This is a genomic window from Achromobacter sp. HZ01 (assembly GCF_003267925.1).
In the GTDB taxonomy this organism is placed as follows: Bacteria; Pseudomonadota; Gammaproteobacteria; order Burkholderiales; family Burkholderiaceae_B; genus Achromobacter; species Achromobacter pulmonis_A.
In genome coordinates, this window is the sequence record NZ_LWKV01000001.1 from 573,249 (window position 1) to 593,039 (window position 19,791).

17 protein-coding genes are annotated in these 19,791 nt (G+C 68.9%); 9 read left to right on the plus strand and 8 right to left on the minus strand.

Features of this window, described 5'->3' with window-relative positions; all coding sequences use genetic code 11:
* Positions 1-18 precede the first annotated feature (18 nt).
* Genes A6B37_RS02760 through A6B37_RS02775 form a run of 4 tightly spaced genes read left to right on the plus strand, consistent with a single transcriptional unit; the run spans position 19 to position 4,515 of the window.
* On the plus strand, positions 19-1,200 hold the full coding sequence (locus A6B37_RS02760; protein WP_102772078.1) for an ABC transporter substrate-binding protein: 1,182 nt from the start codon (positions 19-21) through the stop codon (positions 1,198-1,200).
* Positions 1,201-1,217: 17 nt separating this feature from the next.
* Entirely contained in the window at positions 1,218-2,012 is a 795-nt protein-coding gene (locus tag A6B37_RS02765) for an ABC transporter ATP-binding protein (protein WP_168202147.1), read from the plus strand.
* Positions 2,009-3,862: an AMP-binding protein gene (locus A6B37_RS02770; protein WP_111824823.1), complete on the plus strand. Its 1,854-nt coding sequence runs from the start codon at positions 2,009-2,011 to the stop codon at positions 3,860-3,862. Before A6B37_RS02765 ends, A6B37_RS02770 begins: the two co-directional genes overlap by 4 nt.
* Before the next feature lie 20 nt (positions 3,863-3,882).
* Complete coding sequence (locus tag A6B37_RS02775) at positions 3,883-4,515, plus strand: TetR/AcrR family transcriptional regulator (RefSeq protein WP_102772075.1); 633 nt, start codon at positions 3,883-3,885, stop codon at positions 4,513-4,515.
* Positions 4,516-4,524: 9 nt separating this feature from the next.
* On the opposite strand, the gene A6B37_RS02780 is transcribed toward A6B37_RS02775, so the two are convergent.
* From A6B37_RS02780 to prfB, 4 genes are all read right to left on the minus strand, one after another.
* Entirely contained in the window at positions 4,525-4,842 is a 318-nt protein-coding gene (locus A6B37_RS02780; protein WP_111824824.1) for a preprotein translocase subunit TatB, read from the minus strand.
* 15 nt (positions 4,843-4,857) lie between these two features.
* Positions 4,858-6,381 carry a lysine--tRNA ligase gene (gene lysS / locus A6B37_RS02785; protein WP_111824825.1) on the minus strand — a complete coding sequence of 508 codons (1,524 nt, stop codon included), beginning with the start codon at positions 6,379-6,381 and terminating at the stop codon, positions 4,858-4,860.
* A gap of 10 nt (positions 6,382-6,391) precedes the next feature.
* Positions 6,392-7,147, minus strand: coding sequence for an SDR family oxidoreductase (locus A6B37_RS02790; protein ID WP_102772072.1), 756 nt, complete (start codon positions 7,145-7,147; stop codon positions 6,392-6,394).
* Between the two features lie 41 nt (positions 7,148-7,188).
* Positions 7,189-8,293 (minus strand): peptide chain release factor 2 gene (gene prfB / locus A6B37_RS02795; protein WP_102772071.1). Its coding sequence is split into 2 segments (ribosomal slippage): positions 7,189-8,211 and positions 8,213-8,293, totalling 1,104 coding nucleotides; the frame shifts between segments, so codons are not numbered across the junction.
* 205 nt (positions 8,294-8,498) lie between these two features.
* Here prfB and A6B37_RS02800 point away from each other — a divergent pair.
* Positions 8,499-9,821: an MFS transporter gene (locus A6B37_RS02800; protein WP_210405771.1), complete on the plus strand. Its 1,323-nt coding sequence runs from the start codon at positions 8,499-8,501 to the stop codon at positions 9,819-9,821.
* A gap of 112 nt (positions 9,822-9,933) precedes the next feature.
* Here A6B37_RS02800 and recJ read toward each other — a convergent pair whose 3' ends face one another.
* Positions 9,934-11,634 (minus strand): single-stranded-DNA-specific exonuclease RecJ, encoded by a 1,701-nt coding sequence (gene recJ, locus A6B37_RS02805; RefSeq protein ID WP_102772070.1) that lies wholly within the window; start codon positions 11,632-11,634, stop codon positions 9,934-9,936.
* Positions 11,616-12,560, minus strand: a complete 945-nt coding sequence (locus tag A6B37_RS02810) for a hypothetical protein (protein ID WP_111824827.1) — start codon at positions 12,558-12,560, stop codon at positions 11,616-11,618. The genes recJ and A6B37_RS02810 overlap by 19 nt, the downstream gene beginning before the upstream one ends.
* Before the next feature lie 142 nt (positions 12,561-12,702).
* On the opposite strand from A6B37_RS02810, the gene A6B37_RS02815 reads away from it, so the two are divergent.
* From A6B37_RS02815 to A6B37_RS02825, 3 genes are read left to right on the plus strand one after another with little or no spacing between them, the layout of a single operon-like run.
* On the plus strand, positions 12,703-13,935 hold the full coding sequence (locus A6B37_RS02815) for a lipoprotein-releasing ABC transporter permease subunit (RefSeq protein ID WP_246842419.1): 1,233 nt from the start codon (positions 12,703-12,705) through the stop codon (positions 13,933-13,935).
* Positions 13,928-14,629 (plus strand): ABC transporter ATP-binding protein, encoded by a 702-nt coding sequence (locus tag A6B37_RS02820; RefSeq protein WP_102772067.1) that lies wholly within the window; start codon positions 13,928-13,930, stop codon positions 14,627-14,629. The genes A6B37_RS02815 and A6B37_RS02820 overlap by 8 nt, the downstream gene beginning before the upstream one ends.
* A 39-nt stretch (positions 14,630-14,668) precedes the next feature.
* Positions 14,669-15,487 carry a TatD family hydrolase gene (locus A6B37_RS02825; RefSeq protein WP_111824828.1) on the plus strand — a complete coding sequence of 273 codons (819 nt, stop codon included), beginning with the start codon at positions 14,669-14,671 and terminating at the stop codon, positions 15,485-15,487.
* A 9-nt stretch (positions 15,488-15,496) separates the two neighbouring features.
* Here the strand turns inward: A6B37_RS02825 and A6B37_RS02830 are convergent, their stop codons facing one another.
* Both A6B37_RS02830 and A6B37_RS02835 read right to left on the minus strand, forming a co-directional pair.
* Positions 15,497-16,885, minus strand: a complete 1,389-nt coding sequence (locus A6B37_RS02830) for an ATP-binding protein (protein WP_111824829.1) — start codon at positions 16,883-16,885, stop codon at positions 15,497-15,499.
* Positions 16,885-17,598, minus strand: coding sequence for a response regulator transcription factor (locus A6B37_RS02835; protein WP_102772064.1), 714 nt, complete (start codon positions 17,596-17,598; stop codon positions 16,885-16,887). The genes A6B37_RS02830 and A6B37_RS02835 overlap by 1 nt, the downstream gene beginning before the upstream one ends.
* 161 nt (positions 17,599-17,759) lie before the next feature.
* Here A6B37_RS02835 and A6B37_RS02840 point away from each other — a divergent pair, with 161 nt between their 5' ends.
* Positions 17,760-19,775, plus strand: a complete 2,016-nt coding sequence (locus tag A6B37_RS02840) for a ligand-gated channel protein (protein WP_111824830.1) — start codon at positions 17,760-17,762, stop codon at positions 19,773-19,775.
* The last annotated feature ends 16 nt before the right edge of the window (positions 19,776-19,791 follow it).

Here is a 19,791-nt window from a genome sequence, read left to right on the forward strand (position 1 = left end):
ACCCACAGGAGACTCACCATGAAGCGCATCCGGATCGGTAGCGGTTTATCCAGGTTGCTGGCCCCGCTGGGCCTGGCGGCGGCACTGGCGGCGGCGCCCGCCGCCCAGGCGGCCGAGGACCTGGTGCTGGGCGGCTCGATCCCGCTGAGCGGGGTCTTCGCCTTCGCCGGGCAGGGCATCCACGCCGGCATCACCGACTACGTGAAGATCGTCAACGACCAGGGCGGGGTGAACGGACGCAAGCTGCGCTACGTGCCCGAGGACACGGCGTACAAGGTCGACGCCTCGGTGGCGGCCTTCAAGAAGATCACCAGCCAGAACAAGGTGAATTTCTACTACGGCGATTCCACCGGGTTCTCCAAGACCATCAACGCCGAACTGAACCGCAGCGGCGACATCCTGATGACCGGCGCTTCCTTCGCCACCGAACTGAACGACCCGGCCAAGTATCCGGCGCAATTCATGCTGGGACCGGACTACACCGAAATGTTCGGCATCCTGCTGCGCTACATCGCCAAGGAACAGCCGGGCGCGAAGGTCGCGTTCGTGTACTCGGACACCGAGTTCGGGCGCGACCCGATAGCCAGCTCGCGCGCGGTCGCCGAGAAGCTGGGGCTGAAGGTCGCCACCGAGATCATGACCCCGCCGGGCAGCGTGGACGTGTCCACCGAAGTCATCAAGCTGCGCCGCGCCGATCCGGACTACACGATCTTCCACGGCTACGTGCTGGCGCCGATTCCGGAGTTCGTGGGGCAGGGCAAGCGCATGGGCCTGAAGACCCGCTACATGGGCACCTTCTGGACCATGGACAACTCCACCGTGATGCAGATGGGCGAGGACGCCGAGGGCTTCATGGGCGTGATGCCGTACCGCTATTACTACGACACCGAGGGCGACGCGCCCATGCTGAAGAAGATCCGCGAAATGCGTCCGCAGTACCAGAGCACCGGCTACATGCAGGGCTTTCTGGCCGCCATGCTGTTCACCGAAGTGGCCAAGCGCACGCTGGACGCCGGCAAGGAGCTGACCGGGGCCAACATGAAGGCGGCGCTCGACGGCATCAAGGACTTCGATACCGGCGGGCTGATCGGCGTGCCCATCACCATCAAGGGCAATTCGATTCCGGTGGGCCGCATCTACCGCGCCGACGTCAAGCAGAAGCAGATGGTGCCGGCTTCCGACTGGATCGTGCTGAAGTGAGGGCGGCGCACGCGGCGGTGCTCGATATCAACAACATCGAGGTCGTCTACAACAAGGCGGTGCAGGTGCTGCGCGGCCTGTCGCTGTCGGTGCCGGCGGGCAGCATCGTGGCGCTGCTGGGCAGCAACGGCGCCGGCAAGTCCACCACGCTGAAGGCCGTGTCCGGCCTGCTGGACCTGGAGGACGGCGCGCTGGTGCGCGGGCGCATCGTCTTCGACGGCGGCGACACGGCCGGCGCGCGGCCCCAGAACCTGGTGCGTGCCGGCCTGGCGCACGTGATGGAAGGGCGCCGCGTGTTCGAGGACCTGACGGTGGAGGAGAACCTGGTGGCCGCGACCTACGCCCTGACCGGCAGGGCCGGGGCGCGCGCGGACTTCGACCTGGTCTACACCTATTTCCCGCGCCTGTTCGAGCGCCGGCGCGGCCTGGCCGGCTACCTGTCGGGCGGCGAGCAGCAGATGCTCGCCATCGGGCGCGCGCTGATCGCGCAGCCCAGGCTGATGCTGCTGGACGAACCATCGCTGGGCCTGTCGCCGATGCTGGTGGAGAACATCTTCTCCATCATCGCGCGCATCAACCGCGAGCAGGGCGTGTCGATGCTGCTGGTGGAGCAGAACGCCTCGGTGGCGCTGGCGGTGGCGAACTACGGCTACATCATGGAGACGGGCAAGGTGGTGATAGACGGCAGCGCCGACAAGCTGGCGGCCGACCCCGACGTGCGCGAGTTCTACCTGGGCGTGGGCGGCGGGGGCGAAGCCCGCGGCTTTCGCGACATCAAGCACTACAAGCGCCGCAAGCGCTGGCTCTCATGACGGAAAAGGAACGCAATCTTCCCGCGGCCGGGGCATGGCCGGCGCTGACGCTGCCGCAGATGCTGCGCGAGCAGGCGCGCCGCCAGCCGGGCGCCATCGCCATCCGGCAGAAGGATTTCGGCATCTGGCAGCCGATATCGTGGTCGCAATACTGGCAGCGGGCCTGCCGGGTCGGGATGGGCCTGCGCGCGCTGGGCCTCGGGCCGGGCGGGCGGGTCGCCATCGTGTCCGAGAACCGCGTAGAGTGGCTGCTGGCGCAGATGGGCGCGGGCGCGGTCGGCGTCGTGGCGGTGGGGGTGTACGCCACCAGCCCGGCCGAAGAAATGGGCTATGTGCTCGAGCACGCCGACGTGGAACTGGTGGTGTGCGAGGACCAGGAGCAGACCGACAAGGTGCTGCAGGTGGCCGACAGGCTGCCGCTGTTGCGCCGCATCGTGGTGATCGAGAGCAAGGGCCTGCGCTCCTACGCGCCGGCCGAGCGCGCGCGCATCGTGACCTTCGCCGAGGTCGAGGCCGACGGCCAGCGGCGCGAGGCCGCCGAACTGGCCGCGCTGGACTCGGCGCTGGACGGCCAGCGGCTGGACGACACCGGGCTCATGATCTATACCTCGGGCTCCACCGGCAAGCCCAAGGGCGCGATGCTGAGCTACCGCAACATGCGCGCGGTGGCGCCGGGCATCGCGGACCGGCTGGCGATGGACCGGGCCAGCGTGCACCTGTCCTACCTGCCGCTGTGCCACGTGGCCGAGCAGATGCTGTCGACCTTCGTGCCCATCTACCTGGGCACGCAGGTCAATTTCGGCGAATCGATCCGCACCGTGCAGGAAGACCTGCGTGAAGTCGCGCCGACCATCTTCCTGGGCGTGCCGCGGATCTGGGAAAAGCTGCACGCCGCCATCTCCATCAAGATGCAGGAAGCCGGGCGGCTGCAGCGCTGGCTGTACCGGCGCGCGCTGGCGGCGTGCGAGCCCTTTCTGGAGAAGTCGCCGGCGCAGTACACGGCCGGCGAGCGGCTGACGCGCTGGCTGTGGTACTGGCTGGTGCTGCGCGCCTTGCAGAATTTCATCGGGCTGCGCCGGGTGCGGGTGGCCATGACGGGCGCCGCGCCGATTCCGCCGGACGTGGTGCGCTATTTCCGCAAGCTGGGCGTGCCGCTGGTGGAGGTCTACGGCCTGACCGAATCGGCCGGCATGATCTTCGGCCAGCATCCCGACCGGGTCAAGGTCGGCACGGTGGGCGAGCCGATACTGGGCGTCGAGTGGCGCATGGGCGAGGCCGGCGAACTGCAGGTGCGCGGCGAGATGGTGTTCCAGGGCTATTACAAGAATCCGGACGCGACCGCCGACGCCGTGCGCGAGGGCTGGCTGCATACCGGAGACGTGGTGGCCGAGGACGACGGGCGCGTGCGCATCGTGGACCGCCTGAAGGACATCATGATCACCGCCGGCGGCAAGAACCTGACGCCTTCCGAGATCGAAAACGCGGTCAAGGGCAGCCCGTACGTGAAGGAATGCATCGTCATCGCCGACGGCCGCAAGTACGTGTCGGCGCTGATCCAGCTGGAATTCGACACGGTTGGAAAATGGGCCGAGTCGCGCCGCATCGCGTTCACGCATTTCCGCTCGCTGGCCGAGTCCGCGCCGGTGCGCGAACTGATCCAGCAGGAAGTGGCGCGGGCCAACGCCGGGCTTGCGCCGGTGGCGCAGATCAAGCGCTTCCATCTGCTGACCAAGGAGCTGGACCATGACGACGGCGAAGTGACCGCGACCATGAAGGTCAGGCGCGCCAGCATCTACCGCAGCTATGCGGGCGAGATCGAGGCGCTCTACGCCGAGGAGACGGCGGCATGAAGCAGCGGCGGTGAGCGGCGATGCAAAAGACGGCTAGCGGCGCGGCGCGGGACGACCGTTCGGAGTCCGAGCGCCGGCGCGAGGTGATCCTGACGGCGGGGCAGCTGTTCTGCCGCCACGGCTACGAGCGCACCACGGTGCGCGAACTGGCGCGCGCGGTGGGCCTGCAGTCGGGCAGCCTGTTCCATCATTTCCGCAGCAAGGAGGAAATCCTGGTGGCGGTGATGAACAATGGCATCCAGGAAGTGATAGACGGCGGCGGGCAGGCGCTGGCGCGCTACGACGAGCCCGCCGACCGGCTGGCCGCGCTGTTCCGGGTGCATATGTGGAGCATGCTGCACGGCGCCGGCGGCGACGCCATGAACGCGCTGGTCTACGAGTGGCGCAGCCTGTCGCCGCCCAGCCGCGACGCGGTCAAGTCGCTGAGCGACCGCTACGAGCAGATGTGGCAGGACGTGGTGGCCGGGGCGGTGGACGCGGGCCTGCTGCAAGGCGATGCGCGCATCATCAAGCGTTGCGTGCTGGGCGCCATGAACCTGACGGTGCAGTGGTACAAGCCGGGCGGGCGCTTGCAGCCGGCGGAATTCATCGACGCCATGCTGCAGGCTTCGCTGCCGGCGCTGCCGGCGGGCGCCGGCAGATGGCCGTTATGAACAGGGAAATCAGCCGCGCCGCTTGAAGAAGGCGCCGACCGCGCAGGCCACGGACAGGGCCAGCAGCACGCCGGAGACCGGCAGCAGGAAATCCGCCTCGCCGCGGTAGCCGCCGCCGGTGACGCCGCCGGCCACGCTGCCCATCCACAGCACCGCGGTCAGCAGCGCCGCGATCGCCGCGATGGCGGCGGCGATGCACAGCGCGATGAAGGCCGGCCGGCGCTGGCGCGCCGGCGCGTAGGCGACCGGCTGGACGCCGCGGGGCTGTTTGATCCAGTAGATCAGCCCCGCCACGACCAGCAGCAGCATCAGGATCTTGAAGATCATGACGCCGTGCGCCCGTCAGTCTTCACGGCGCAGGTGCGGGAAGAGGATGACGTCGCGGATGCTGGGGCTGTCGGTCAGCAGCATCACCAGGCGGTCGATGCCGATGCCGCAGCCGCCCGTGGGGGGCATGCCGTATTCCAGCGCGCGGATGTAGTCGGCGTCGTAGTACATGGCTTCCTCGTCGCCCGCGTCCTTGGCCTCGACCTGGGCGCGGAAGCGCTCGGCCTGGTCCTCGGGGTCGTTCAGCTCGGAGAAGCCGTTGGCGATTTCGCGGCCGGTCATGAAGAGCTCGAAGCGCTCGGTGATGCCTTCGCGGGTATCGGAGGCGCGCGCCAGCGGCGAGACTTCCACCGGGTAGTCGATGATGTAGGTGGGGTTCCAGAGCTTGGCTTCGGCGGTTTCCTCGAACAGCGCCAGCTGCAGCGCGCCCAGGCCGGCGCGCGCCAGCACCGGGCCGTCGGCGTCGGCGCCCAGCTTCTTGAGCTCGGTGCGCACGAAGGCCGCGTCGTCCAGCTGCGCCTGGGTGTAGCCCGGGGCGTACTTGAGGATGGCTTCGCAGATGGTCAGGCGGTCGAACGGCTTGCCCAGGTCCAGCTCGCGCTCCTGGTAGGTCAGCACCGCGCTGCCGGTGGCCGAGATGGCGGCCTGGCGGATCAGTTCCTCGGTGAAGTCCATCAGCCAGCGGTAGTCCGCAAAGGCCGCGTAGAACTCCATCATCGTGAATTCGGGGTTGTGGCGCGGGCTCACGCCCTCGTTGCGGAAGTTGCGGTTGACTTCGAACACGCGCTCGAAGCCGCCCACGATCAGGCGCTTGAGGTAGAGCTCGGGCGCGATGCGCAGGAACATTTCCATGTCCAGCGCATTGTGGTGCGTGACGAAGGGCTTGGCCGCCGCGCCGCCCGGGATCGGGTGCAGCATCGGGGTTTCCACTTCGAGAAAGCCCGCGTTCAGCATGAACTGGCGGATGCTGCCGATGGCCTTGCTGCGCGCCTCGAACGTGCGGCGCGTGGCGTCGGTCATGATGAGGTCGACGTAGCGCTGGCGGTAGCGCAGCTCCTGGTCGGCCACGCCGTGGAACTTGTCGGGCAGCGGGCGCAGCGACTTCGACAGCAGGCGCGCGCTGGCGGCGTGCACCGACAGTTCGCCCTTGTTGGTCTTGAAGACCGACCCTTCGACCGCGATGATGTCGCCGATGTCCCATTGCTTGAACGCGGCGTAGCTGTCTTCGCCCAGCGTGCCGCGGTCCAGGTAGATCTGGATGCGGCCGGTGCTGTCCTGCAGCGTGGCGAAGCTGGCCTTGCCCATCACGCGCTTGAGCATCATGCGGCCGGCGACCTTGACGGCCACGGGGTTGGCGGCCAGGGCTTCCTGCTCCTGGCCGTCGTATTTGTCGTGCAGCGCGGCGGCGCGGGCGTCGGGAACGAAGTCGTTGGGATACGCGACCCCGGCTTCGCGCAGTTTGGACAGCTTGGCGCGCCGTTCGGCGATCAAGCGGTTTTCATCCTGGGCGGGCGCCGCGGCGGTCGATTGGTCGGTCATGGTAGGGAAATCAGTCGTAATTGCGGATGTCGTCGATCTCGGTCGTGCCGAAATCCGAGCGATCCAGGTAGGCGAGGATGCGGGTGGCCACGTTGGCGGGCGAGGACAGCTTGCCGCTGGCGTGGAAGTCCTGGAACTTGGCCAGGGCGGGGAAGTCTTCCGGATCGCTGGAGCGGATGGCGACCTGCATGTCGGTGTCGACGATGCCGGGGGCCAGCGCCACGATGCGCGCGCCGCCTTCGCCCTGCTCGGCCTTGACCACGCGCGTGTACATGTCGAGCGCGGCCTTGGTGGCGCAGTACACGCCCCAGCCGGCGTTGGGGTTGCGGCCCGCGCCGGAGGAGATGTTGAGCACCCGGCGGTCGGCGTCGAGGCCCTCGACGGCGGCCAGGAAGCGCGCCGTCAGCAGCATCACGGCCGAGACGTTCAGGTTGAAGGCGGCCGCGATGGCCGCGCCGTCGGTCAGCGTGCCGGTGGCGGCGATGGGGTGCACCGTGCCCGCGTTATTGATCAGCAGGTAGCGCCTGGCGTCGCGCGGCAGCGAGGCGCAGATGCGCTCGGCCGCCGCGCCCGCCGCGGCCAGGTCGGAGAGGTCCACGGAGAGCTGTTCGAGCTGCGCGCCCTGGGCGCGCGCGTACTCGGCCAGTTCGGGATCTTCGCGGCGCGCCAGCGTGATCAGGCGCGTGCCCGGGCGGGCCAGGCCGCGCGCCATGGCGGCGCCGATGCCGCGCGAAGCGCCGGTCAGGATTGCGATGGTGTCGGACATTCGTGAACCTCGGGAAGCGGTGGAAGGGAGTGTCGCGAAACTCAGATGCCTTGCTTCAGGCTGGCCTGGATGAACGGGTCCAGGTCGCCGTCCAGCACCTTCTGGGTGTTGGAGATTTCGACGTTGGTGCGCAGGTCCTTGATGCGGCTCTGGTCCAGCACGTACGAGCGGATCTGGTGGCCCCAGCCCACGTCGGTCTTGGAGTCTTCCAGCTTCTGCTGTTCGGCCATGCGGTTGCGCATTTCCAGCTCGTAGAGCTTGGACTTCAGCATCTGCATGGCTTCGGCGCGGTTGCGGTGCTGGGAACGGTCGTTCTGGCACTGCACCACGATGCCGGTGGGCATGTGGGTCAGGCGCACCGCCGAGTCGGTCTTGTTGATGTGCTGGCCGCCCGCGCCGCTGGCGCGGTAGGTGTCCACGCGCAGGTCGGCGGGGTTCACTTCGACTTCGAAGGAATCGTCGACCTCGGGATAGACGAACACGCTGGCGAACGAGGTGTGGCGTCCGCCCGAGGAGTCGAACGGGCTCTTGCGCACCAGGCGGTGCACGCCGGTTTCGGTGCGCAGGTAGCCGAAGGCGTACTCGCCTTCGAGCTTGATGGTGGCGGACTTGATGCCGGCGACTTCGCCTTCGGATTCTTCCAGCACCTCGGCCTTGAAGCCCTTGCGTTCGGCGTATTTGAGGTACTGGCGCAGCAGCATGGAGGCCCAGTCCTGCGCTTCCGTGCCGCCGGCGCCGGCCTGGATGTCCAGGAAGCAGTTCAGCGGGTCGGCCGGGTTGGAGAACATGCGGCGGAATTCCAGCGCTTCCAGCTTTTCCTGGAAGGCGTCGGCGTCCTGCTCGATGGATTCCAGCGTGGCGTCGTCGTCATCGGCGGCGGCCAGCTCGAACAGCTCGTTCGAGTCCGCCAGGCCGGAGCCCAGCGCCGTCAGCGTCTCGACCACGTCTTCGAGGGATTTCTTCTCGCGGCCCAGGTCCTGGGCGTGCTTGGGGTCATTCCAGACCGCCGGGTCTTCGAGCTCGGCGTTTACGACTTGCAGGCGTTCGGATTTGGCATCGTAGTCAAAGATACCTCCGTAGAGCCTGTTCGCGCTCCGCGTAGTCGGCGAGGCGGGCTGCGAGCTGGTTCTGACGTTCGGCTTCCATGATTGATCCTGTCTTGATGACTTTTGTGCGAAACCTGGCATTTTAGCGCGCTTGGCAGCGCCGCGTGGGGCGATCTCGGCGGGGTGGGGGACGGATCCGTGGCCGGCGATTTCCGGCCGTCCAAAGTTGTTCAGTTTTTTGTCAACTCTGCGGCTCTAGGCTGCGGGTAGCGGCCGACCGGAAGTCGGCCCATCCCGTCAGAGGAATGGAGACAAAGATGGAAAATGCGATGGCCCCCGGGGTCTCGCCGGCGATCCCGGCGACGGAGGAGGACAGGATTTACCGCAAGGTCGGCTGGCGGCTGGTGCCGCTGCTGGTGGTCTGCTATGTGGTGGCCTACCTGGACCGGGTCAACGTGGGATTCGCCAAGCTGCAGATGCTGCAGGAGCTGCAATTCAGCGAGACGGTGTACGGGCTGGGCGCGGGCATTTTCTTCATCGGCTACTTCCTGTTCGAGATTCCCAGCAACATCATCCTGCACAAGGTGGGCGCGCGCGTCTGGATCGCGCGGATCATGATCACCTGGGGCATCATCTCGGCCTGCATGATGTTCGTGACCAGCGTGCACATGTTCTACGCGCTGCGCTTCCTGCTGGGCGCGGCCGAGGCCGGTTTCTTTCCCGGCATCATCCTGTACCTGACCTACTGGTATCCGGCGGCGCGCCGCGGACGCATCACCACCTTCTTCATGACCGCGGTGCCCATGTCCGGGCTGACCGGCGGCCCGATCTCGGGCTGGATCATGAGCACCTTCCACGGCGACCACGGCCTGTCGGGCTGGCAATGGCTGTTCCTGCTGGAAGGCATACCCTCGGTCGTGATCGGCGTGCTGGTGCTGATCTACCTGGACGACCGCATCAACCGCGCCAAGTGGCTGACCGCCAGCGAAAAGGCCGTGCTGATCCGCAACATCGCCGCCGAGGAACAGCAGAAAGAGGACCCGCCGATCCGCGCCGCGCTCACCCGGCCGCGCGTCTGGGCCATGGCGCTGATCTATTTTTCCTTCGTCATGGGGCTGTACGGCGTCGGCTTCTGGATGCCCACGCTGATCAAGAGCAGCGGCGTGCAGAGCCCGCTGGCGATCGGCCTGCTGACGGCGGTGCCCAACCTGTTCGCCGTGATCGGCATGATCCTGATCTCGCGCAACTCCGACCGCCACCGCGAACGCCGCTGGCACGTCGCGCTGCCGGCGCTGTTCGGCGCGGTCGGCCTGCTGCTATCGGCGCTGTGGAGCGGCAACACGGCCCTGGCCATCGTGGCCCTGACCGTGGCGAACATCGGCATCTGCACCGTGCTACCGCTGTTCTGGAGCCTGCCCACCGCCTTGCTGGGCGGCACCGCGGCGGCGGCCGGGATTGCGCTGATCAACTCGGTGGGCAATCTGGCCGGCTTCGTCAGCCCTTATCTGGTGGGGTGGCTGAAGGACCTGACCGGGACCACCAACACCGGGCTTTATATGCTGTCGGGCTGCCTGGTGGTGGGGGCGTTGGTGGCCCTGGCGCAGCCGGCGAGGCTGGTGAACAGGTAGGGTGAGTGTGGATGCCGATCCCGCAGAGCCGGGCCACGCGGAGCCGGCTTCGCCGGTCCGCAGTGGCGCCCCCTTGAGGGGGAAGCGCCGCAGGCGCTTCGGGGGTGGGCCTCTACCCAGCGTGTTCGATGACCAGCTGCACCGACACCATCCCATTCCAGACATTCTGTTCCAGGCGGTAGGCGGCCTGGATGCGTTCGGGCAGGGACTGGTCGTGGCCGAACCAGATGGCGTCGAAGCGCTGGTGGCCGCGTTCCAGCGACAGCTTGAGGTGTTTCTCGCCGACCAGGCGCTGGTTGCGCACCACGAACTCATCCAGGAACAGGGGGGCGGCGAAGCCCGCGCCCCAGACCTGCTGCTGCAGCATGCCGGCCACGTCGGCGTTGGCGTAGCCCGATTCCAGGGAGCCGTCGGTTTCGATCACGGGTTCGAACGTGTCGCGGCCGGTGAGTTCGCGCACCGCGGCGTCGAAGGCCGGGGCGAAGGCGGCGAAGTCGGATTTGGCCAGGGTCAGGCCGGCCGCCATGGCGTGGCCGCCGAATTTGCGGATCAGGTCGGGGTGGCGCTTGGACACCAGGTCGAGCGCGTCGCGCAGGTGCACGTCCGGGATCGAGCGGCCGGAGCCGCGGATCTCGTCGTCGCCGGCCGGCGCGAAGGCCAGGGTGGGGCGCCAGAATTTTTCCTTCAGGCGCGAGGCCACCAGGCCCACGACGCCCTGGTGCCAGCCCGGGTCGAACACGCAGACGGTGGCGCCGGCGGCCGCCTCGGGCGCTTCCATGGCGGCCAGCGCCTGTTCGCGCATCTCGGCCTCGATCGTGCGGCGTTCGCGGTTGATGTTGTCCAGCTCGCGCGCCATCTCCAGCGCCTGGGCCTCGTCGTCGGTGGTCAGGCAGGCGATGCCCAGGCTCATGTCGGCCAGCCGGCCGGCGGCGTTGATGCGCGGCCCGAGCGCGAAGCCCAGGTCGAAGCCGTTGGCGCTGCGCGGCTCGCGCCCGGCCACGGCGAACAGCGCGCGCAGCCCGGGTTGCAGGCGTCCGGCGCGCATGCGCTGCAGGCCCTGGGTGACCAGCAGGCGGTTGTTGGCGTCGAGCTTGACCACGTCGGCCACCGTGCCCAGCGCCACCAGGTCGGACAGCGCGTCCAGGCGCGGGCCGCCGTCGGGCGCGTACACGCCGCGGCGGCGCAGCTCGGCGCGCAGCGCCAGCATCATGTAGAAGATCACGCCCACGCCGGCCAGGTTCTTGGACGGAAAGCCGCAGCCGGGCTGGTTGGGGTTCACGATGGCCAGGGCCTGCGGCAGGGTGTCGCCGGGCAGGTGGTGGTCGGTGATGACCACGCCGATGCCGGCGGCGTTGGCCGCGGCCACGCCGTCCACGCTGGCGATGCCGTTGTCCACGGTGATGATGATGTCGGGCTTGCCGGCGCGGTGGCGGCAGGCCAGTTCCACCACGGCCGGCGACAGGCCGTAGCCGGTCTCGAAGCGGTTCGGAACCAGGAAGTCCACGTCGGCGCCCATGGCCGACAGGGCGCGCAGGCCGACCGCGCAGGCGGTGGCGCCGTCGCAGTCGTAGTCGGCCACGATCAGCAGCTTCTTGCCGGCCTGGATCGCGTCGGCCAGCACGCCGGCCGCGTGGGCCGAATGGGTCAGGCCGGCCGGCGGCAGTAGCGAAGGCCAGGCCAGCCGGGTCTGGTCGGGATGGGTGACGCCGCGCGCGGCCCACAGGCGGGCCAGCAGCGGATGGATGCCCGAGGCTTCGAGGACGCGGCAGGCGTCCAGGTCGGACGGGCGGACAGTCAGGCGGGGTGTGACCACCAGGCGCTCCAGTTTTTCTTGGGCGCGGGCAGCAAGCCGAGCAGGCCCCCGCGCGGTTTCAGGGTAAGGGTGACCTGGCGGTCATCGCCCAGCAGCAGCAGTTCGGCGGGCTGGTCGGGCAGGCCGTGCTTGCCGGCCAGCGGACGCAGATGCCGCGCGTCCAGCGCCGCCAGGGCGTCGAGCCAGGCGGCCCAGTCGCCGCCGCGCTGCGCGGCGTCCAGCTCGGTGTATACGCGTTCGGCGCCGGGCGCCGCGGCCGTCCAGGGCGATCCGCCGCCGTACAGCCAGAGCCCGTTGACCGGCGGCAGGCCGCGGGCCGCGCGCGCATCGTTGACCGGGTGATCGTGCCAGGCCATCTGTATTTCATTGAGCAGCCGGCGCCAGGGACGGGTCTGCGCGTCCTGGCGCCACCAGTCGTTCAGGCGCTGCCCGGCCACCGCCAGCGGGCTGGCGGTCTGGGGACGCAGATCGCCGGGCAGGCGCAGGCGCCAGCGCTCGGGCGCAAGCGCTTCGACCGTGAAGCCCGTGTCCTGGAAGAGCGGGCGGGCCGTCTCCAGCAGGGCGGCGGTTTCCTCGGCGCGCAGGTCCATCAGGCCGGGGTCCAGCAGGGTGGCCTGGTCGGTGCCCAGGGCCAGATGGACCAGCTCGGCCAGCCAGACGGGTTCGCCGCCTTGCGCCTGGCCGCCGGCCAGCAGCGGGCCCAGGCCGGCGCTTTGCAGCAGGCCGGCCTCGGGCGTGTAGCCGGCGCGGGCCAGCCGCCAGGACTCGAACGCGGTGCAGCCGTGGGCGCGCACGTCGTAGGCCTGGGGCCGGGCGCTGCCGGCCTGCAGCCAGGCGTGCAGGGTGGGCGCGCGTTCGGGCAACAGCTTGGCCAGCTCGCCGGCCACGGATAAGGCGGGCAGGGCGCCCGGTAGAACAATCAGCATGGTGTGGGGGATTGTAAGGCCATGCCCGGGACCGGAACGGATACAACCCGTTTCGCGCGACGGCGCCTCGCCCCGTTAATGCCATAATGCGCACGTGCTGAAAATACCTTACGAACTCTGGATAGGCGCCCGCTACGCCGGGCTGGCCCGAATCCGCCAGCGACGCGGCCGCCGCGATCGCTTCATTTCATTCATCGCCGCCAGTTCCATGGCCGGCATCGCGCTGGGCGTCGCCGCCCTGATCGTGGTGCTTTCGGTCATGAACGGTTTCCAGAAGGAAGTGCGCGACCGCATGCTGTCGGTGCTGCCGCACATCGAACTCTATATACCCGGCGCGGTGCCGGAGCGGGTGCTGGAGCAATGGCAGCAGTTCGCCTCGGCGGCCGAGAAGAACAGCGAGGTCAAGGCCGGCGCGCCGTTCGTCGCGGCGCAGGGCATGCTGGTGCGCGGGCAGGCCTTGCGCGGCGTGCAGGTGCGCGGCATCGATCCGCAGGCCGAGGGCAAGGTCTCGGACCTGCCCAGGCAGATGGTGTCGGGCAGGCTTACCGACTTGAAGCCGGGCAGCTTCGGCGTGGTGCTGGGCAATGAACTGGCCGACGGCATGGGCGTGAAGCTGGGCGACACGCTGCTGATGATGGCGCCGCAGGGGTCGATCAGCCCGGCGGGTTTCACGCCGCGCATGCGGCAGTTCACCGTGGTCGGCGTGTTCTCTTCGGGCCATTACGAATACGATTCCTCGCTGGCCTTCGTCGACGACGAGGACGCCGCCCGCGTGTTCCGCGAAAGCGGCACGGCCGGCGTGCGCCTGCGCGTGGCCGACATGCAGCGCGCGCCGGAAGTGGCGGCCGAGCTGCAGAAGGTGCTGCCGCCCTACGTGATGGCTAGCGACTGGTCGCGCAACAACCGCACCTGGTTCGCCGCCGTCAAGACCGAAAAGCGCATGATGTTCCTGATCCTGGCGCTGATCGTGGCGGTGGCCGCGTTCAACCTGCTGTCTTCGCTGGTCATGGCCGTGAAGGACAAGCAGTCCGACATCGCCATCCTGCGCACGCTGGGCGCCGGGCCGCGCGAGATCGCCCGCATCTTCCTGGTGCAGGGGGCGCTGATCGGCGTGATCGGCACGCTGCTGGGCGTGGCAGGCGGCATCGTCATCGCCTATAACGTCGACGTGATCGTGCCTTTCATCGAGCGCCTGCTGGGCGTGCATTTCCTGCCGCGCGAGATCTATTTCATCAGCGCCTTGCCCTCGGACCCGCAGGTGGGCGACATCGTGACCATAGGCGTGACCTCCCTGGTGCTGTCGCTGCTGGCGACCCTGTATCCCAGCTGGCGCGCCTCGCGCCTGCAACCCGCCCAGGTGCTGCGCCATGACTGATATCCGGACCGAGAACACGACCCCGGCGCTGCAGGCCGAGAACATCGTCAAGATCTACGACGAAGGCCCGGCGCGCATCGAGGTGCTGAGCAACGTCAGCCTGTCGGTGGCGCGCGGCGAGATGGTCGCCATCGTCGGCGCCTCGGGCTCGGGCAAGAGCACGCTGCTGCACATCCTGGGCCTGCTGGACGTGCCGACCAGCGGCTCGGTGTCGGTCGACGGCCAGCTCGCCATCGGGCTGTCCGAGAGCCGCAAGAGCGCGGTGCGCAACCGCAGCCTGGGCTTCGTCTACCAGTTCCACCACCTGCTGCCGGAATTCTCGGCGCTGGACAACGTGGCGATGCCGCTGATCGTGCGCCGCGAAAACCGCGAGCGGGCGCGCGAGGCGGCGCGCGAAGTGCTGGGCCTGGTGGGCCTGGCCGCGCGCGAAGGGCATTTCCCGGGGCAGTTGTCCGGCGGCGAACGCCAGCGCGTGGCGCTGGCGCGCGCGCTGGTGACCCGGCCGGTCTGCGTGCTGGCCGACGAGCCCACCGGCAACCTGGACCGCCACACCGCGCACAATATGTTCGAGCTGCTGACCCGGGTGAATCGGGAATCGGGCACGGCGTTCGCCATCGTCACGCACGATCCGGAACTGGCCGCCCGCGCCGACCGCCAGCTTCTCATGGAAAACGGCCGCCTGGTTTCGGGTTGAGCGGGACGGGCGGATAATCGGCGCAAGGAGGCCGCGCCCATGCTGATCGACACCCATTGCCACCTGGACGCCGCGGAGTTCGACGCCGACCGCGAGCAGGTCGCCGACGAGGCCCGCGAAGCCGGGGTCCAGTCCATCGTGATCCCGGCGATCGAACGCGCCAATTTCCCGGTGGTGCGCGAACTGGCCGGCCGGACGGCGGGCGGCGCCTACGCGCTGGGCATCCATCCCCTCTATGTGCAGCGCGCCGACGACGCCGACCTGGACGCGCTGCGCGCGGCCGTCAAGCAGTCGCTGGGTGACCCGCGCTTCGTCGCCATCGGCGAGATCGGCCTGGATTTCTTCGTGCCCGAGATCGCCAGCGGCGAACCGCGCGCGCGCCAGGAGCGCTTTTACGCGGCGCAGCTGGCGATGGCGGCCGAATTCGGCCTGCCGGTGCTGCTGCACGTGCGCAAGTCGCAGGACATCCTGCTGAAGTACCTGCGCCGCCATCCGCGCATCGGCGGCATCGCCCACGCTTTCAACGGCAGCGCCCAGCAGGCGCAGGCTTTTATCGACCAGGGATTCGCGCTGGGGCTGGGCGGGGCCATGACCTATGAGCGCGCGCTGCAGATCCGCCGCCACGCCGTCGAGGTCGATCTGGCGCACCTGGTGCTGGAAACCGACGCGCCGGACATCCCGCCGGCCTGGCTGCATCCGCCCCAGCGCCGCAACCGGCCGGCGGAGCTGGCGCGCATCGCGCAGGTCCTGGCGGAACTGCGCGGGCTGACCACGGCCCAGGTGGCGCACGCCACCACCGCCAACGCCTTGCGGGTGCTGCCGCGGCTGCCCGCCGCCATCCTGGCCGACGCCGACTGAGCGGCGGCTTCAGGCCGGCGGCAGCGGCAGTTCCATGCGCACGCTCAACCCCCGCGGCGAAAGATTGCGAGCCGATATGCGGCCCCGGTGCGCGGCGATCGCGGCCTGCGCGATGGACAGCCCCAGGCCGGCGCCGCTGCCCGGCTTGCGCGCGCCCGAAGGCGTGCGATAGAAGGGCTCGAACAGCGACTCCAGTTCCTCGGGCGCCACGCCCGGCCCCCGGTCCTCGATCTCCAGGCAGGCCTCGCGCGCGCCGGCCTGCAGCCGCACGCGTATGGCGCTGTGCGCGGGGGCGAAGCGCAGGGCGTTGCGCAGCACGTTCTCGATGGCGCTGGCCAGGCTGCAGCGCTCGCCGATGAGCGCGACCGGCGGATGCCCGTCCCAGACGATGCCGACCTGGCGGCCGCCGGCCTCGTAGCGCGCGTCCTCGACGACGCCGGACACGATTTCGGCAAGATCCACCGTGTCGGACGGCGCGGGCAGGGCGCCCAGCCGCGCCAGCCGCAGCGTGTTGCCGATCAGCGCGTCCAGCCGCTCGCACTCGTGTTCGATGCGGTCGAGCTGCAGGTCCTGGCGTTCGTCCTTGCGGCGAGCCAGCTCGGCCGCCAGCCGCAGCCGCGCCAGCGGCGAGCGCAGTTCGTGGGCGATGTTGTGCAGCAGTTGTTCGCGGGTATCGACCAGCGCCTTCAGGCGATCCGCCATGGCGTTGAAGTCGCGCGCGAGCAGGCCCAGTTCGTCGCGGCGGCGCGCCAGCCTGGCGGGCGTGTGGGCGTCGAGCCGGCCGGCCGACAGCGACTGCGTGGCCTGGCGCAGCTGCGCCAGCGGCGCGGCGACGTGGCGGGTCAGGGCCCAGCACAACGGCGCGGTCACGGCCAGCGCGAACAACAGCAGCGCCAGCGCCACCGGCGACAGCGCCAGCACTTCCCAGCGCGAGGAATCGAAGGGCAGGAAGCGCATCAGCAGCCGCGAGCCGTCCGGCAGCGTCAGCAGCTGCGGGTCCCACCAGGACACCCGCTCGCTGGCCGGATCGGGCGGCGGGTAGTCCACCTGCGCACGCTCGGGCGCCGCGCGGTACGCGCCCAGCCAGTCGTGCACGCGGGCGGGCAGGCGGCGGCCCAGGATGTCGGCGTCGCGCGCGTCCACGATGTAGATCTTGAGGGCGGTGTAGCGCTGGTCCATGGCCTGCACCCAGCGCTTGAGGCCTTGCTTGCCCTGAAGGCGCGCGATCTGCTCGGCGTCGTGCGTGAGGCTGGCGGGATTCAGGCCGTCCAGCGAGTTGAAGCGGTACCAGGCCACCGCGGCCGTGAGCATCATGGCGCAGACCATGATGATGGCCATGGCGCTCCAGAAAGTCAGGAAGGCGCGCCAGAACAGCGAGCGGGCGGGCAGCCAGGCCATCAGGCGCCGCCGGTGAGCACGTAGCCCAGGCCGCGCAGATTGCGGATGGAGAGCGCGGCCGCGCCGTTGTCCAGGCTCAGCTTCCTGCGCAGCGCGCTGATGTGGGTGTCGATGCTGCGGTCGTAGCGGTCGGGCTTGCGGCCCAGCGCGTACTGGCCGATCTGCTCGCGCGCGACCACCTGCCCGGGCGTGCGCATCAGGATCTCCAGGATGCGCTGCTCGGCGCCGGTCAGCGCGATTGCTTCGTCGCCCAGCCGCGCGAGCCCGCTGGCCGGGTCCAGCGACAGGTCGCCCAGCGCCAGGGGGGCGGACGGGGCCTGCGGCAGTTCGTCGAAACGCCGCTGCACCGCCGTGATGCGGGCCTTGAGCTCGCGCGGGCTGAAGGGTTTGGCCAGGTAGTCGTCGGCGCCGAACTCCAGGCCCAGCACGCGATCGGTTTCGCCGCCGTGGGCGGTGAACATGATGACCGGGCGGCGCGAGCGCTGCCGGTATTGCTTGAGCAGGTCCAGGCCGTTGCCGTCGGGCAGCATCAGGTCCAGCAGCACCAGGTCGAAATCGTCCTGCGCCAGCAGGTCCAGCCCGTGCGCGCCCGTGTGCGCGAGGGTGAGCCGGCAATGAGCGGATTCCAGGTATTCGCGCAGCATCTGCGCCAGTTCGACGTCGTCGTCGATCAGCAGGATGCGGCGCGGCGCCGGGGTATGGAAAAAAGGCATGCGTCAAGAAGTGCAAAGAAGATAAAAGTTGCGGAAAGCGTGTTGCCGCTGTCCGCCAGCTCCAATTCTAATATGAGAATAGTTTTCATTCATAAATTGGAAGCGGGCGGGACGCGGCACGCGGGGTGGCGCGGCGCCCGGGACGGGAGAAATCGAAGATCATGAGCAGCAAAGAACTGGCCGGCGCCAGGCGCGCAACGGGCTCGCGCACACGGCTGGCGGCGGCCCTGTGCGCCGCGGGTTTCGGGGCGGCGCCGGCATGGGCGCAGAGCGATGAAACCGCCAAGACGCTGGACACGGTGGTGGTCACCGCCTCGGGCTACGAGCAGCAGATCCAGGACGCGCCGGCTTCGATCAGCGTCATCACCCGCGAGGACCTGGACAAGAAGTTCTACCGCGACCTGAACGACGCGCTGGTCGAAGTGCCCGGCGTCATCGTCACCGGCGGCGGCGACCGCCAGGACATCAGCCTGCGCGGCATGGGCCCGAAGTACACGCTGATCCTGATCGACGGCAAGCGCCAGAACTCTCGCGAGACCCGCACCAACTCGGATTCGACGGGCGTGGAGGGCGGCTGGACGCCGCCGCTGTCGGCCATCGAGCGCATCGAGGTCGTGCGCGGCCCCATGTCCTCGCTGTACGGCTCGGACGCCATGGGCGGGGTGATCAACATCATCACCCGCAAAGTGCCCGAAGCCTGGGGCGGCGAGATCCGCCTGGACACCACGATCCAGGAAAGCAGCAAGTCGGGCGACATCTACCAGGGCAACTTCTACCTGGCCGGCCCGATCAAGACCGACCTGCTGGGCCTGCAGATCTACGGCCAGGCCACGCAGCGCGACGAGGACGACATCGTCGACGGCTTTCGCAAGCGCAACGCCGAGAGCGTGACCGCCAAGCTGGCGCTCACGCCCAACCGCGACCACGACATCGTGCTGGAAGCGACCACCATGCGGCAGAAGCTGCAGGAAACGCTGGGCAAGACCGTCGCGCCGCTGGCGCCGGGCGAGGCGTGCTCGCGCAATGGCTGCCCGGCGTCGTCCGAGACCGATTACCGCAGCAACAAGTGGGCGCTGTCGCACACCGGGCGCTGGGGCTGGGGCGTGTCCGACAGCTATGTGCGGCAGGAAGAGTTCGACAACCGCTCGCGCCAGATGAAGATCAAGAACCTGGACCTGCAGACCAGCTGGACGCTGCCGCTGGGCTCGCACATGCTGACCCTGGGCGGCAGCTACCTGAACCAGCGCCTGAACGACCAGACCGGCAACCAGCTGGCCGGCGGGCCGAGCAAGGTCGAGCGCTACCAGTGGGCCTTGTTCGCCGAGGACGAATGGCGCCTGACCGAGCGCTTCGCCCTGACCACCGGCCTGCGCATGGACGAGGACGAGAACTTCGGCACGCACTTCAGCCCGCGCCTGTACGGCGTCTGGCACATGGCCGAGCGCTGGACCCTCAAGGGCGGCGTGTCCACGGGTTTCCGCGCGCCCGACCTGCGCCAGACGGTGGCCGGCTGGGGCCAGGTCAGCCGCGGCGGCAATATGTACGGCAATCCGGACCTGACGCCGGAGAAGTCGGTGACCGAGGAAATCGGCATCCTGTATGACGACGGCGAAGGCTTCAACGCCGGCCTGACGCTGTTCAACAACGACTTCAAGGACAAGATCACCCGCGTCGCGTGCCCGGCCACCCAGTGCACCGACGGTCCCAACCAGTTCGGCTCGGACCCCACCACCTACATGAACGTGGACAAGGCCAACTCGCGCGGCGTGGAAGCCAGCATGCAGTTCGCGCTGTCGCAGGCCTGGTCGATGACCAGCAGCTACACCTACACCAAGTCGGAGCAGAAGTCGGGCCAGTACCAGGGCCAGCCGCTGAACCAGCTGCCCAAGCACCTGTTCACCACCACGGTGAACTGGCAGCCGTCGGACGCGCTGCAGGCCTGGGCGCGGCTGAACTACCGCGGCAAGGAAAGCCAGCCCATCACCGGCCCGTCCTCGTCGTCGCTGGTGGCGCCGTCCTACACCTTCGTGGACCTGGGCGGTTCCTACCAGCTCAACAAGACCGTGTCGGTGTACGCCGGCATCTACAACCTGTTCGACAAGCAGGTCGCCTACGACGACTACGGCTATGTCGAGGACGGCCGCCGCTACTGGCTGGGCATGGGCGTGAAGTTCTGAGACAGCAGGGCGCGTG

What these genes read in the sequence shown, in the direction of transcription:
- A6B37_RS02780 (WP_111824824.1), bottom strand. Translation starts at nt 4,842, where the DNA reads ATGATCTTCAAGATCCTGATGCTGCTGCTGGTCGTGGCGGGGCTGATC.
- A6B37_RS02820 (WP_102772067.1), top strand. Translation starts at nt 13,928, where the DNA reads ATGACTGATATCCGGACCGAGAACACGACCCCGGCGCTGCAGGCCGAG.
- A6B37_RS02825 (WP_111824828.1), top strand. Translation starts at nt 14,669, where the DNA reads ATGCTGATCGACACCCATTGCCACCTGGACGCCGCGGAGTTCGACGCC.
- lysS (WP_111824825.1), bottom strand. Translation starts at nt 6,381, where the DNA reads ATGACCGACCAATCGACCGCCGCGGCGCCCGCCCAGGATGAAAACCGC.
- A6B37_RS02835 (WP_102772064.1), bottom strand. Translation starts at nt 17,598, where the DNA reads ATGCCTTTTTTCCATACCCCGGCGCCGCGCCGCATCCTGCTGATCGAC.
- A6B37_RS02840 (WP_111824830.1), top strand. Translation starts at nt 17,760, where the DNA reads ATGAGCAGCAAAGAACTGGCCGGCGCCAGGCGCGCAACGGGCTCGCGC.
- A6B37_RS02830 (WP_111824829.1), bottom strand. Translation starts at nt 16,885, where the DNA reads ATGGCCTGGCTGCCCGCCCGCTCGCTGTTCTGGCGCGCCTTCCTGACT.
- A6B37_RS02760 (WP_102772078.1), top strand. Translation starts at nt 19, where the DNA reads ATGAAGCGCATCCGGATCGGTAGCGGTTTATCCAGGTTGCTGGCCCCG.
- A6B37_RS02810 (WP_111824827.1), bottom strand. Translation starts at nt 12,560, where the DNA reads ATGCTGATTGTTCTACCGGGCGCCCTGCCCGCCTTATCCGTGGCCGGC.
- A6B37_RS02775 (WP_102772075.1), top strand. Translation starts at nt 3,883, where the DNA reads ATGCAAAAGACGGCTAGCGGCGCGGCGCGGGACGACCGTTCGGAGTCC.
- A6B37_RS02770 (WP_111824823.1), top strand. Translation starts at nt 2,009, where the DNA reads ATGACGGAAAAGGAACGCAATCTTCCCGCGGCCGGGGCATGGCCGGCG.
- A6B37_RS02790 (WP_102772072.1), bottom strand. Translation starts at nt 7,147, where the DNA reads ATGTCCGACACCATCGCAATCCTGACCGGCGCTTCGCGCGGCATCGGC.
- A6B37_RS02800 (WP_210405771.1), top strand. Translation starts at nt 8,499, where the DNA reads ATGGAGACAAAGATGGAAAATGCGATGGCCCCCGGGGTCTCGCCGGCG.